At 61.1% G+C, this 13,333-nt stretch carries 14 protein-coding genes; all 14 read left to right on the top strand.

The window, feature by feature from the left end; all coding sequences use genetic code 11:
• Positions 1–233 precede the first annotated feature (233 nt).
• The 14 genes from PQQ96_RS00230 (at position 234) to PQQ96_RS00165 (ending at position 13,051) form a co-directional block, all read left to right on the top strand.
• Positions 234–710 carry a helix-turn-helix domain-containing protein gene (locus PQQ96_RS00230; RefSeq protein WP_408287208.1) on the top strand — a complete coding sequence of 159 codons (477 nt, stop codon included), beginning with the start codon at positions 234–236 and terminating at the stop codon, positions 708–710.
• Positions 707–1,987, top strand: a complete 1,281-nt coding sequence (locus PQQ96_RS00225) for a type II toxin-antitoxin system HipA family toxin (protein ID WP_408287205.1) — start codon at positions 707–709, stop codon at positions 1,985–1,987. The genes PQQ96_RS00230 and PQQ96_RS00225 overlap by 4 nt, the downstream gene beginning before the upstream one ends.
• Before the next feature lie 8 nt (positions 1,988–1,995).
• The gene (locus PQQ96_RS00220; RefSeq protein ID WP_408287615.1) at positions 1,996–2,325 is read left to right on the top strand and encodes a 5-methylcytosine restriction system specificity protein McrC; all 330 of its coding nucleotides are present in this window, start codon (positions 1,996–1,998) and stop codon (positions 2,323–2,325) included.
• Positions 2,326–2,649: 324 nt separating this feature from the next.
• On the top strand, positions 2,650–3,252 hold the full coding sequence (locus PQQ96_RS00215) for a 2'-5' RNA ligase family protein (protein WP_408287203.1): 603 nt from the start codon (positions 2,650–2,652) through the stop codon (positions 3,250–3,252).
• 538 nt (positions 3,253–3,790) lie between these two features.
• A complete protein-coding gene (locus tag PQQ96_RS00210; protein ID WP_408287613.1) occupies positions 3,791–4,192 on the top strand; it encodes a DnaJ family domain-containing protein in 402 nt (133 codons plus the stop codon).
• Positions 4,193–4,353: 161 nt separating this feature from the next.
• Positions 4,354–5,016 (top strand): tRNA adenosine(34) deaminase TadA, encoded by a 663-nt coding sequence (gene tadA / locus PQQ96_RS00205; protein ID WP_408287611.1) that lies wholly within the window; start codon positions 4,354–4,356, stop codon positions 5,014–5,016.
• Positions 5,017–5,043: 27 nt separating this feature from the next.
• Positions 5,044–5,970, top strand: a complete 927-nt coding sequence (gene ldcA, locus PQQ96_RS00200; RefSeq protein WP_408287200.1) for a muramoyltetrapeptide carboxypeptidase — start codon at positions 5,044–5,046, stop codon at positions 5,968–5,970.
• A 316-nt stretch (positions 5,971–6,286) separates the two neighbouring features.
• Positions 6,287–7,030, top strand: a complete 744-nt coding sequence (locus PQQ96_RS00195) for a GntR family transcriptional regulator (RefSeq protein WP_408287198.1) — start codon at positions 6,287–6,289, stop codon at positions 7,028–7,030.
• 335 nt (positions 7,031–7,365) lie between these two features.
• Complete coding sequence (locus tag PQQ96_RS00190) at positions 7,366–8,847, top strand: NCS1 family nucleobase:cation symporter-1 (RefSeq protein ID WP_408287195.1); 1,482 nt, start codon at positions 7,366–7,368, stop codon at positions 8,845–8,847.
• 24 nt (positions 8,848–8,871) lie between these two features.
• Positions 8,872–9,738, top strand: coding sequence for an aspartate/glutamate racemase family protein (locus PQQ96_RS00185; RefSeq protein WP_408287192.1), 867 nt, complete (start codon positions 8,872–8,874; stop codon positions 9,736–9,738).
• A 250-nt stretch (positions 9,739–9,988) separates the two neighbouring features.
• Positions 9,989–10,939, top strand: a complete 951-nt coding sequence (gene puuE / locus PQQ96_RS00180) for an allantoinase PuuE (RefSeq protein WP_408287190.1) — start codon at positions 9,989–9,991, stop codon at positions 10,937–10,939.
• A complete protein-coding gene (gene uraD, locus PQQ96_RS00175) occupies positions 10,936–11,457 on the top strand; it encodes a 2-oxo-4-hydroxy-4-carboxy-5-ureidoimidazoline decarboxylase (RefSeq protein ID WP_408287187.1) in 522 nt (173 codons plus the stop codon). Before puuE ends, uraD begins: the two co-directional genes overlap by 4 nt.
• Positions 11,458–11,528: 71 nt before the next feature.
• A complete protein-coding gene (alc, locus tag PQQ96_RS00170; protein WP_408287184.1) occupies positions 11,529–12,542 on the top strand; it encodes an allantoicase in 1,014 nt (337 codons plus the stop codon).
• Positions 12,539–13,051, top strand: coding sequence for an ureidoglycolate lyase (locus PQQ96_RS00165; RefSeq protein ID WP_408287182.1), 513 nt, complete (start codon positions 12,539–12,541; stop codon positions 13,049–13,051). Before alc ends, PQQ96_RS00165 begins: the two co-directional genes overlap by 4 nt.
• Positions 13,052–13,333: the final 282 nt, after the last annotated feature.

Here is a 13,333-nt window from a genome sequence, read left to right as displayed (position 1 = left end):
TTTTTTATAGCACAAAGGCGCGTTTTGGGAGCCTCGTTCTGTCACTTGGCTCATCTGCGGCCCAATGGGGGAGCATGCGTCATGATCTGGACAGTTCGCTAGATCCGGCAGTCGGCGATGACGTCGATAAGTCTTGCCAGCGCTGGAGCAGGAGCGTGTTGTGGGCAACCGAGTAGAAGAAAAAGCATAATATTCTTTCTTTTTTCAGTGGTTAAGGTAGTAATATTGCTCTTATGGCAAAAAAAACCGCTCCCTTACTTCCTGGGACCGAACTGCGCTTGCAGCAGCTCGGAGAGCGCTTACGCCTGGGCCGCCTGCGCCGGCGCCTGACCGGTAAGCAGGTCGCGGAACGGGCTGGGATGACGCCCGTCACGTTGCGGAGTTTGGAAAAGGGGAGTTCCGGGGTCACGATAGGCGCCTATCTGGCTGTCATGCAGGTATTGGGCGCGGAAAAAGACCTGGATCTGCTGCTGAAGGACGACCCCCTCGGCCGCAACCTGCAGGACGCTGCATTGCCAAGACGATCGCGCGCGACAACGCATGTCGCGCCTGGGGCGCCAAAGCGTCGTGCCCTTCCGTCTGCGCCTGCCGCGAAGGGAGAGCCCAGCGTGACGAGCGATTGGACGGCAGATGACACGTTCGTCAGTGCCGACAGCCTGGCTTCTCTCATCAAGATTCCCAGGCCGGACAAGAAGGGGCCGGCGAGATGAGCAACGGTCTGATTGCCGTCTATGGCGATTGGGACGGCCTCGCCGAGCCGGTAAGGTTGGGCCGGCTTTACACGCGTCCCACTGGCGTCCAGGAAGTCTTCGAATACGAATTCGAACGCGAAGTGTTGAATCGACCCGATATGGCAGGTCTCAAGCTCGACCCGCGGTTAGGTTGGTTCGCGGGTCGGCAATATCCGCCGCAGGGACAGGAGACGTTTGGTGCATTCAGCGACACCAGCCCGGACCGATGGGGGCGATTGTTGATGCGTCGGCGGCTGGAGCGGGCGCAGCGCGCCGGTAGGGCGGATCCCAAGGCGCGGCTCTATGAATCGGACTACCTGATGGGCGTGCATGACGCATATCGGATAGGGGCGCTGCGCTTTCGGCGCGACGACGAAGGGCCGTTTCTGGACGATCAGCACGATATTGCGGCACCGCCCTTTGTGCAATTGCGTGCACTGGAGGCCGCAAGCCTGGCCCTGGAGCGCGATAAAGACAATCTGGCGAGCGAGGCTGATGAATGGCTACGCATGCTGATCGCACCCGGCGGTTCATTGGGCGGCGCACGTCCCAAGGCCAGCGTGGTCGATCCGACAGGACATCTGTGGATCGCCAAGTTTCCCAGTGTGAGGGACGACCATGACGTCGGAGCCTGGGAGATGGTGGTGTACACCCTGGCCAAAGCCTGCGGGCTTGACGTGCCCGATGCACTGGTCCGGCGATTCGGCAGCGCTCACCACACGTTCCTGGTTAAACGCTTCGATCGTACGGCGCAAGGACGGCGGCGGCACTTCGCCTCCGCGATGAACCTGACTGGCCACCAGGATGGCGACGATGCCTCGACGGGCGCCAGCTACCTGGAAATCGCGCAGGTGTTGATGACAGACGGCGCGAGTACCGATGCCGATCTGCGAGAGTTGTGGTCACGCATTGTCTTCAATGTGCTCGTGTCCAATACCGATGATCATCTGCGTAACCACGGTTTCTTGCTGGAGCCAAGCCGGGGGTGGGCGCTTTCTCCGGCCTTCGATATGAATCCTGTGGCCCACGCACACGGGCTGAAGCTCAATATCAGCGAATCGGACAACGCCATGGATCTGGAGTTGGCGCAGTCTGTTGCGCCTTACTTCAGAATTTCCGTTGAGCAGGCCGAAGAAATCATTTCGAACCAGATTCTGGTTGTTTCGCAGTGGCGGACGATCGCTGACTCTCTGTCGATTTCGTACAGAGAACAGCAGCAAATGGAAGCTGCCTTTCGTCTTGCCGTGCATGCGTAGCTAAGGCAATCGGCGGCGGTGCGGTAGAGGCGCGTCAGCTTCTGATCGAGATGCTCTGCTGCCTTCAGGGCTTCCGGCACGTTCAGACCGACAGCGCCAAGGTCATGGCGGCGCGCATGCCACTGCTGGAAATCTTTCTCGCGGAGTTCCTGCGCGCGGTCGAACACATCGTCAAGCGTGGTCTGCGCAGCGACTACATCGCCCGGCAGGACAACCTGTTTTCTCTGCGTGGCAAGCTCCTTATCGCACCGCATCTGCGGCAGAACCTCTATCGGGCCGATCGTTTCTTCACCGTACACGATGAGTTCTCCGCCAATCGCCTGGAAAGCTTGTTTTGATAGGTGGCGTGGATAGGCTCTATTGGCGACGATGTCGCCTGGCGATGACGAAGGCGCAAGGTTCATCGCGGCCTGTCTTCTGTCAAGTGAAAGGCTTTTGAAGGAGCTGGCGTAAACAAGGGCATAGCTTCCGGTTAAACGCTAACGGTATGCGAAGAGAGCGTTGTGGCGGTTTTTTTTGTTATAGTCGATACTGTATAAATATACAGTACTTTGGGTAACGTTACGCCCTCAGACCTGTCAAAATTATCCAGATACGCGGCTACGTCTGCAGCAACGAACGGAGATTCAACCCTATGCCAGCTTCACCCATGCAGGCGCAACATGCCTGAACAACTCTGGTTGCCCGGGCTCGAGGCGCCGCCAACGCCGACAGACGGCCTGTTCTTTGCCGTCTTTCCCGATACGAATACGGCGACCAGCATCTCGAAGCTCGCGCAGCAACTGTGCGGGGAGACGCGCTCGAAGAGCAAGCCGCTCGCAGCCAACCGCTTGCATGTCACGTTGCTGCATCTTGGGAATTTCGCCGGTGGCTTACCGCAAGCACGTGTTGATGCGGCGATGCGCGCGGCCGAGTCGATCAGGCTGAAACCCTTTACGGTCGAATTCGACAAGGTGGTGAGCTTCGCGGTGAAGCCGAGGCCAGGGCCGCTGGTATTAGGCGGAGACGAGGGGCTCGTCGGACTTCATGCGTTGCACGACACACTTGCGCTGGCCTTGCAGGACGCGGGCTTTGGCGATCGTGCGCTGGTGCCAAGCACACCGTACACCCCGCACGTTACTCTCGCTTATGGCATGCCTCCGTTACCTCCACGTCCCATCGAGTCTGTCTGCTGGAACGTACGCGAGTTTGCGTTGATGCACAGTTTGCTCGGGCGTACCCGGCATATCGCGCTGGCCCGATGGCCTTTAGTTGGCACGGAGTGATGCCTCAGGGCGCGGATCGGGCCGACGTGCTGCCAATATGGTGAAACGCTGGCGTCTAGAACCGCATGCCAGTCGAACAACTGCCGGCAAAGCCACCGCCGCTTCCGCCTGCGCCACCGCAAAATACGCCGCACCCGGATAGCGCAACCAACATCGTCACAGCTGCGAACGTTGCACGAAGACGGGTTCTGAAAGTGCGCAGCCCAGAACACGCAGGGAATGCAGCGAGTCTGGGACTTTTGGTTACGGCAAAGGCAGAACCTGAGTTGTCAAAGCGTGGGTCGATCTTTCCGGATTGCATAACCTGATTGGGCTCGATAAGCGACGAGTGAGGGAACGAGCGGTGTCGTTCGTTGAAAGTTTTTTGTTAGCTTTCGTCCGCAGAAAACGGCGCGGCCGCGAACCCCTCAGCCTAGTCCACGTCATGCGCCCCTCAAATACGCAAAATCTGAAAACCAGGAGGATCCGTCGGTCAGGCAGTCAGAATCGTCTGGCGCTCCCTGATAGAATGCTTAAGCCGCAACGTAGTGGACTGCAGATGAGATTGCTTGATGCGTTAGTCGAACAGCGTATTGCCGCCGCAGCCGCGCGCGGTGAGTTCGATGATTTGCCGGGCGCGGGCGCGCCGCTGCCTCTGGAGGACGATGCACTGGTCCCTGAGGAAGTGCGCGTCGCCAACCGGATTCTGAAAAATGCGGGTTTCGTGCCGCCGGCTGTCGAACAGCTGCGCGCCTTGCGCGACCTGCAAGCGGAGCTGAATGCCGTGAGCGACCGGGCCACCCGTTGCCGTCTCCAGGCGCGCATGCTGGCGCTCGATATGGCACTTGAGTCCCTGCGCGGCGGCCCGTTGGTCCTGCCGCGCGAATACTGCCGGCGCATTGCCGAGCGGCTGTCGGAACGCGTCGGCAACCTCAATATGGCCGACGCGGGTACGCAGTGAGCGAGCCGCTTGCCCGCTCCGCCACGCCGGGTCCGGAGTCCGTCGCGGCCGGCGAATCCGCTGACACGGCGACATTGCCGGCTGCTCCTGCCGGATCCATTTGTCCCGACGCTCCAGCCCCCGCGGCGGGTGATCCCACGCCAACGGTTGCCGCCACGACGCTGATCGACACCCCCACGCCCGACGAATCGCCCGCGCCGCCTGTCTCGGAGCGCGATCGCCGCTTCATGGCGCTCGCCCAGGCCGCGGCCGAAGAAGCTCGCGCAGCCGGCGAAGTGCCGGTTGGTGCTGTGCTCGTCCGGGGCGACGAAGTCATCGCTAAAGGGTACAACCATCCGATCGGTGCTCACGATCCGTCGGCGCATGCGGAAATGATCGCACTGCGCGCAGCCGCGCAAGCTGTCGAAAACTACCGTCTGCCCGGCTGCGAACTCTATGTGACGTTGGAACCTTGCCTGATGTGCGCCGGGGCGATCATGCACGCACGCATCGCCCGCGTCGTGTTCGGCGCGCGCGATCCGAAAACCGGAGCGTGTGGCAGTGTCGTCGATGCATTCGCGAATCCGCAGTTGAATCACCACACCACGGTCACGGGCGGCGTGCTCGAAACCGAATGCGGCGCCGCGCTTAAATCGTTCTTTGCCGAACGGCGGCGCGCAAGCCGTGAAGCACGCGCGGCGGCACGGGGCGAAGCGCACGGCCTGGCAGGCGCCGAAACACCCCCCGGCGCGCATGTCGAAACACGCAGCGAAGCACGCGTTGAAGCACACGCCGACCCGCGCGCTGATGCTCGCAGCGAACCAGGGCCGGCCGAGCCGCTCTAAAACCAAAACATCCAACAGGTCTCGCCCATGACCGTTCATCGCACCATTGAACTGATCGCGCCGTCCGGGTATCCGCATGATTCCGAGGTGCTGCATCGCGCATTGCATCGCCTGCATGCGCAGGGGCATCGCGTGGAGGGTGTGGAGGCGACAAAGCGCCGTTACCAGCGCTTCGCCGGCACCGACGGCGAGCGTGCGGCCGATCTGAACCGGCTGGCCGACCCCTCGCGGGCGTTGCCCGATATCGCGCTGGCCGTGCGTGGTGGCTATGGCGCGGCGCGTATCCTCCACGGCCTCGACTACGAAGGACTGCAACGGCGGCTGACCGATCAACCGGTCGCGCTGGTGGGCCATAGCGATTTCACCGCGATACAGCTTGCTTTGCTGGCACGCGCCGGCGTGAAAACTTTCGGTGGCCCGATGTTGATGAGCGACTTCGGCGCGGAAGATCTGAGCGAATTCACCATGCAGCACTTCTGGTCCGCGCTGACCAAGCCGACCATTACGGTGACGGGCAATGCACCGCAAGCGCAGACGGCCGACGTCTCGGGCATGTTGTGGGGCGGCAATCTGGCGGTGCTGACATCGCTGATCGGCACGCCGTACATGCCGCCGGTGCAGGGCGGAATCCTGTTCGTCGAAGATGTCAACGAGCAGCCGTTCCGGGTCGAGCGGATGCTCTATCAATTGCACCTGTCGGGCATCCTCGCGCAGCAGCAGGCGCTTGTGCTCGGCGATTTCTCCGGCGGCAAATCGTACGAGTATGACAACGGTTACGACATGCACGCGGTGATCGAGCAGGTGCGGTCGGTGGTCGGGATTCCGGTCATCACCGGCCTGCAATTTGGCCATATTCCCAACATGCTGACGCTGCCGGTCGGCGCGGACGCGCACCTCGTCTCCGATGCGCACGGGTTCAAGCTGACGTTATCGGGTTATCCGACCCTCGCTTGAGGCTACGCTGGGGTAGGGAAGCGGGCGTTTGCCCGCTTTATTTTCAAATCGATAACGCAACTAACGGTCCGTTATTCGAGGCAACCGCAAGCAGGCCATTGCCGTGAAGGTCCTCCACTTTGTTGACAAAAAGCGCTGCCAATAGACGACCCTCCCATACTTTAATTAAACTGGTAGTGAAGTAGAACAAGGCCTGTACGGCGTACTCACTAGCCCGCAGCCCGTTCCTGTCATTGAGATTGTCGAAAATCCAATCAAAAATTGTTGACAATCTTTATGTCCGTCCTATGATGACAAACATACCGAGACGCACATCATGTCCGACACAGATTCCGCTGCCGCGAATAGTTCGAAACCCGAAGCGATCGCCGAGCGCATCCGCGCGGCGATCCTCGAGCATCGGCTGGCTCCTGGCGCCAAGCTGACAGAAGCACAGTTATGCGAAGTATTTGGCGTGAAGCGCGGCCCGATCCGGCAGGCGCTCGCCCAACTGGCAACAGACCACCTCGTCGATCTCGAGCCGAATCGTGGTGCGTTTGTCGCCAGTCCGTCGCTGCAGGAAGTGCATGAAGTGTTCGAAATGCGCCGGATCATCGAGCTGGCTGTGGTTGAAAAGATTTGCGGCGGCGGTCATGGCATGCGCCGTTTGAAGAGCATCGGCAGCATGATCGGCCGCGAACGCAAAGCGTTCGAAACACGTGATTTTCCGGCGTGGATTCGCCTGTCGGGCGAGTTCCATACCGAGTTGGCCGGGCTCACCGGCAACACCGTGCTGTGCGATTGCCTGAATGGACTGGTGGCGCGCTCCACGTTGATTTCGGCACTGTACGAGTCGCTCGGACGCAGCCCTTGCTCGTTCGAAGACCACGAAGCGATTCTCGCCGCGCTCGACGCCGGCGATGCAAAAGAGGCGGCGGCACTCATGTCGCGCCATTTGCAAAGCGTCGAGTTGAAGATGCTGGAGCGCCCCGCACGTGGCGCGGCCGATCTGCATGAAGTGTTCGGCGCGCTCAATGGCGCACCGAAGGAAGCACCTGGACCCAAGTCCGCGGCCGGCTAAGGCGGGCGGCCGGTGCGCGCTTGTTGCTGGTGCGCGCCGCACTGAATTGAACTGAACTGAATCAAGCGTTGCAAGGCGGCTCGGCGTGAGCGCTGCCGGCTTGCGCACGCGTGGCCGTCGCGAATGACCGCCTTGGAGTAGTAACACATCGCCCGGAGTCCGCGGCTGCCGCCGGTGCGATAACGACAAGTACATCAAGTACGGAGACACCCGCGGCGCGGTCAATCAGCCGGCTCGAACCTCCTGTTTCCAGATCGAGGAGAAGAGGGCGACTGACATGGCCGATGCCAAGTCCTTCGATTCGCAATCGAGGGTCCCTATCCCAAGGAGGAATCATGGCTCAGTTCAGTGCAGCGCCCGGCAGTCCCGCAATTTCCACGTATGGAGACGGCGTCGCGTCAAGCGAACCGTCGATACCCGCAGGCTACAGCGAGAGGCTTTACAACGAAGACCTGGCGCCGCTGCGCCATCAAACCTGGGGCGCGTACAACATCTTCGCGTTCTGGATGTCGGACGTGCACAGCGTTGGTGGCTATGTGTTCGCGGGAAGTCTGTTTGCGCTTGGTCTGACGAGCTGGCAGGTGCTGATCGCGCTGCTGGTCGGCATTACCATTGTCAACGCGCTCTGCAACCTGATTGCGAAGCCGAGTCAGGCGAACGGCGTGCCTTATCCGGTCGCCTGCCGCGCGACGTTCGGCGTGCTCGGCGCGAATATCCCAGCCGTCATTCGCGGCTTGATCGCGGTGGCATGGTATGGAATCCAAACCTATCTGGCTTCGAGCGCGCTGGTGATCGTGGTGCTGAAGTTCGTCCCGCAACTGTTGCCGTACGCGGACGTTCATCACCATGGCTTCATGGGTCTCTCGACCCTTGGCTGGGCGGGTTTCATGCTGCTGTGGGTGCTGCAGGCGCTGGTGTTCTGGCACGGCATGGAGACCATCAAGAAGTTCATCGACTTCGCCGGTCCGGCAGTCTACGTGGTGATGTTCATTCTCGCAGGCTACATGGTATATCGCGCAGGATGGCGAAATATCGGCATCAACCTGGGTGGCGTTAAATATCACGGTATGCAAGTGGTCCCCGTGATGATCACGGCGACCTCGCTGGTGGTGTCGTACTTCTCCGGCCCAATGCTGAATTTCGGCGATTTTTCGCGTTACGGCAAGAGCTTTCGCAGTGTGCAGCGCGGCAACTTCTGGGGTCTGCCGGTCAACTTTCTTGCCTTCTCGCTGGTGACGGTGGTCACGACCGCCGCCACGCTGCCGGTGTTTGGCCAACTGATTACGGACCCGGTCGAAACGGTGGGCCGTATCGACTATCCGACCGCGGTGATTCTCGGTGCACTGACCTTCACGATTGCAACGATCGGCATCAACATCGTCGCTAATTTCGTGTCGCCGGCATTCGATTTCTCGAATGTCGCGCCGCGTCTGATCAGCTGGCGCGCGGGCGGCATGCTCGCGGCGGTGGCGTCGATCTTCATCACGCCGTGGAATCTGTTCAACAATCCAGCGGTGATTCACTACACGCTCGATGTGCTCGGCAGTTTCATCGGACCTTTGTATGGTGTCCTGATCGTTGACTACTTTCTCGTGAAGCGTCAAAAGGTCGTGCTCGATGATCTCTACTCGGTATCCCCAGCCGGTTCGTACTGGTACACCAACGGTGTCAACTACCGCGCCGTGGCTGCATTGCTGCCGGCTGCGCTCATCGCCGTGATCTGCGTGATGGTGCCGACGCTCGACGGGCTGGCCAATTTCTCATGGTTCATCGGGGCTGGGTTGGGTGCCGTGTTCTACCGTGTGCTCGCTCGCTGAGCCAGTGCTGCAACAGGAGTCGATATGCGTATCAAATTGATCAATCCGAATACGACGCAACGTATGACGGACGCGATGGGCCGCTGTGCACGCGAGGTCGCCGCGCCCGGCACTGAAGTGATTGCGGTGAATCCCACCATGGGGCCGCCGTCGATCGAAGGCTATTACGACGAAGCACTTGCGACGCCCGGCTTGCTGGCCGAGATCATCGCCGGTGAGCGTGAGGGCTGCGACGGGTACGTGATCGCCTGCTTCGGCGATCCTGGTTTGTACGCAGCACGCGAGTTGGCGCGTGGCCCGGTTATCGGCATTGCCGAAGCGGCAATGCATGCGGCAAGCGTGCTGGCCCCCGGGTTTTCGGTAGTGACCACGCTGGCGCGGACCTGCGGCATGGCATGGCATCTCGCCGAGCGCTACGGCATGAAGCGTTTTTGCCGCAACGTGCGCGCCACCGATGTCGCCGTGCTCGATCTGGATAAGCCCGGCTCGGCGGCGCGCCGCATCATCCTCGACGAATGCCGGCGCGCGCTGGAAGAGGACGGATCGGACGCGATCGTGCTCGGTTGCGCCGGCATGGCCGAGTTGTGCGCGGAGATCGAAGACGCGTTGGGCGCGCCGGTAATCGAGGGCGTGACGGCGGCGGTCAAATGGACCGAGGCGCTGGTCGCGCTGCGATTGTCGACAGCCAAACGGGGCGACTATGCGCGGCCGCTGGCCAAACGTTACGACGGCGCGTTGGAAGCTTTCAGTCCGATTGATGCGGACCCAAATCCGCAGCCACCGCGCGATTCGGCCGCAAGGGCTGCGGAAAGCGTAAATTCGACCGGTTTACTGCGGGTAAACACCACGGAACGCCCGGTGGAGCGGGCTCCGCACATACTTCCCGTCTGACACGCACTATCTGCCCGGGTGTATGGGCGCACCCGGGCGTTTTCGCTACACTGGTCCCACTCGGCGCTGGTGTCTGAACGCTATTTTGCCGCTGCTTCTGGTGCCGCTTTGTTAGGGCTGTTTTCGCCCGCGCCGGCGTGAGCATCAGACCAATGCAGGCAAATGCACGCAACCGCCACGCAAACCTCACGTGCATGTCACGTGAGTTCCACGCGAATTTTACGTACCGTCACCACGCTTTCGTCAAACCATGCCACTCGACTCGAACTATCCACGCGATCTGATCGGCTACGGCCGCCACCCGGTGCAGGCGAACTGGCCGGGTCGAGCGCGCGTCGCGGTGCAATTCGTCCTGAACTACGAAGAAGGCGGTGAAAACTGCGTGCTGCACGGTGATCCGGGCTCGGAGCAGTTTCTGTCGGAAATCGTAGGCGCGGCGTCTTATCCGGCGCGTCACATGAGCATGGAGTCGATCTACGAATACGGCTCGCGGGCAGGTGTGTGGCGCATTTTGCGCGAGTTCGAAAAACGCGGCCTGCCGCTCACGGTGTTCGGCGTCGGCATGGCGATCGAGCGGCATCCTGACCTGGGGCGCGCCTTCGTCGAGCTCGGTCATGAGATCGCCTGTCACGGCTATCGCTGGATTCACTACCAGGACGTGACGCCGGAAAAAGAGGCGGAGCACATGCGCCTCGGCATGGAAGCGATCGAGCGCATCACCGGCGAGCGGCCGCTCGGCTGGTACACCGGCCGCGATAGCCCCAATACGCATCGTCTGGTCGCCGAATACGGCGGCTTTCTGTACGACTCGGATTACTACGGCGACGATCTGCCGTTCTGGATGGATGTCGAAGTCACGGGCGGTGCAAAGAGCCCACAACTGATCCTGCCGTACACGCTCGACACTAACGATATGCGCTTTGCGAGCCCGCAAGGCTTCAACACCGCGGACCATTTCTTCACGTATCTGCGCGACGCATTCGACGTGCTCTACGAAGAAGGCGACGAAGCACCGAAGATGCTGTCGATCGGCATGCACTGCCGTCTGCTCGGCCGCCCGGGGCGCTTCCGCGCGCTGCAACGTTTTCTCGACCATATCGAACAGCACGATCGCGTGTGGGTGACGCGTCGCGTCGATATCGCGCGTCACTGGCGCGAACATCACCCTTACCAACAAAACAACCGCGGGGCAGCGGCATGAAGGCGATGCAATACACTCTGGACCAACTCAACAGCATCTCGACTGACGCGTTCGTCGCGGCGCTGTCGGGCATTTTCGAGCACTCGCCGTGGGTCGCGGAAATCGCGGCGCAGCAACGGCCGTTTGCCAGCATCGACGAACTGCATAGCAAGATGTCGAATATCGTCGAAACCGCGGGCGAAGAGAAGCAATTGGCGCTGATCAACGCCCACCCGGAGCTCGCTGGCAAGGCTGCGGTGCGCGGCGAGCTGACGGCCGAATCGACGCGTGAGCAGAGCGGCGCCGGCCTCGCCCAGTGCACGCAGGAAGAATTCGACAGGCTGGTGGCGTTGAACAGCGCCTATCGCGAGAAGTTCGGCTTTCCGTTCATTCTCGCGGTGCGCGGTTACGACCGCCACGGCATCATCGCGAACTTCGAGACGCGCGTGAACAACAGCCGCGCCGACGAATTGCGCGCCAGCCTCGATCAGATCTACCGCATCGCACGTTTCCGGCTCGACGACCTGATCGACGCGTAAGCTTGATTACGCGTCGCGGACCTCGAACGGAAACGCTTTTTCAGCACTAACAAACATTAAGGAAGACAAAGATGGCACTCCCGATTCTCGACCCCAACGCACCGGAATTCACGCGTCGCTATGTGAACCTGGCGGACCCGCGTCTGGGCGCGCAGGCACTCGAGGCCAGCGACGATTTCTTCGCACCGAAGGAACGCATGCTGAATCCGGAGCCGGCCGTCTTCATTCCGGGCAAGTACGACGACAACGGCAAGTGGATGGACGGCTGGGAAACGCGCCGCAAGCGCGCCAACGGCTACGACTGGTGCGTCGTGAAGCTCGCACGTCCGGGCGTGATCAAGGGGCTCGACCTCGACACCAGCCACTTCACGGGCAACTTCCCGCCGGCGGCTTCGGTTGAAGCTGCGCGCGTCGTGGACGGTGTGCCGAACCAGTCGACGCAATGGACCGAAATCGTTCCGTCGACCACGCTGCAAGGCAACAGCCACCACTATCACGACGTCAGCGACGCGAATGCTTACACGCATCTGCGCGTGAACATTTACCCGGACGGCGGTATTGCGCGTCTGCGTGTGTATGGTCAGCCGCAAGTCGACTGGGCAGGCGCAAGCCGCACCGAGCAGTTCGATCTGGCTGCAATGGAAAACGGCGCGTATCTGGTCGCGGCGAACAACCAGCACTTCGGCGCAGCGTCGACGATTCTGATGCCGGGCCGTGGCGTGAACATGGGCGACGGCTGGGAAACGCGCCGCCGCCGTGAACCGGGCAACGACTGGGCGATCGTCGCACTGGCGCAACCGGGCGTGATCAAGAAGATCGAAGTCGATACGGCTCACTTCAAGGGCAACTATCCGGACCGCTGCTCGATCCAGGCTGCATACGTTACCGGTGGCACGGACAGCTCGCTGATCACGCAAGCCATGTTCTGGCCGGTTTTGCTGGGCGAACAGAAGCTGAAGATGGACAACCAGCACTATTTCGAAAGCGAAATCGCTGCATTGGGTCCGGTGACGCACGTGCGCTTCAACATCATTCCGGACGGCGGCGTCTCGCGTCTGCGTCTGTGGGGCACGCTCGCATCATGAAAACGCTGGTCATCGAACCGTTGACGAAGGAAGCGTTCGCCGCATTCGGCGACGTGGTCGAACTCGAAGGTGCGAAGCAGATCCCGATCAACCTCGGGACCACGATCCGCTTTCACGATCTCGCGAAAGTGGACGTGACCGACGAGAACGGCCGGACGCTGGTGAACCTGTTTCGCGGCCAGCCGCGCACGTTGCCGTTCGAAGTGAAGATGCTCGAACGGCATCCGCTGGGCAGCCAGGCCTTCGTGCCGCTGAACGACAAGCCGTATCTGGTGGTCGTGGCGCCGGCGGGCGAGCTTGATCCGAAGCAGATTCGTGCTTTCGTCACGAGCGGCTGGCAAGGCGTGAACTATGCGAAAGGTGTCTGGCACCATCCGCTGATCGCATTGGGCGGCGTGAGCGACTTTATCGTCGTCGATCGTGGCGGTGATGGACTCAACCTGAACGAGCAGGATCTGGCCGAGTCGCTCTGGCTCACTGACGATGCGTTGAGCGCGGTGACTGTTTGAGGTCGTCACTTTAGCGTAGTAGGTTGAGCAGAGGTTGGTTGTAAAAAAGCCCACAGTGCATGCTGTGGGCTTTTTCATTTGTGGGCCATCACGCTGCGGGGTATGCCTCGTCGAACAGTTGCGCTTACCAGGGAAGCGGTCAGAGCCAGTCTTCTTCTCTCATCGGCACGGGCTCACTGGCGAAGTCGGCTGCCGTCGTGTCGCGCCAGTTCACCTTGCGATAAGCGGGTTTTGCGCCTTACGGCCCTCAGCATGTCCGAGGGTCTCCGGGAGAGTGATCAT

Source organism: Paraburkholderia sediminicola (assembly GCF_046027825.1).
GTDB lineage: Bacteria > Pseudomonadota > Gammaproteobacteria > Burkholderiales > Burkholderiaceae > Paraburkholderia > Paraburkholderia sediminicola_D.
This window is presented reverse-complemented; position numbering and strand designations above follow the sequence as displayed.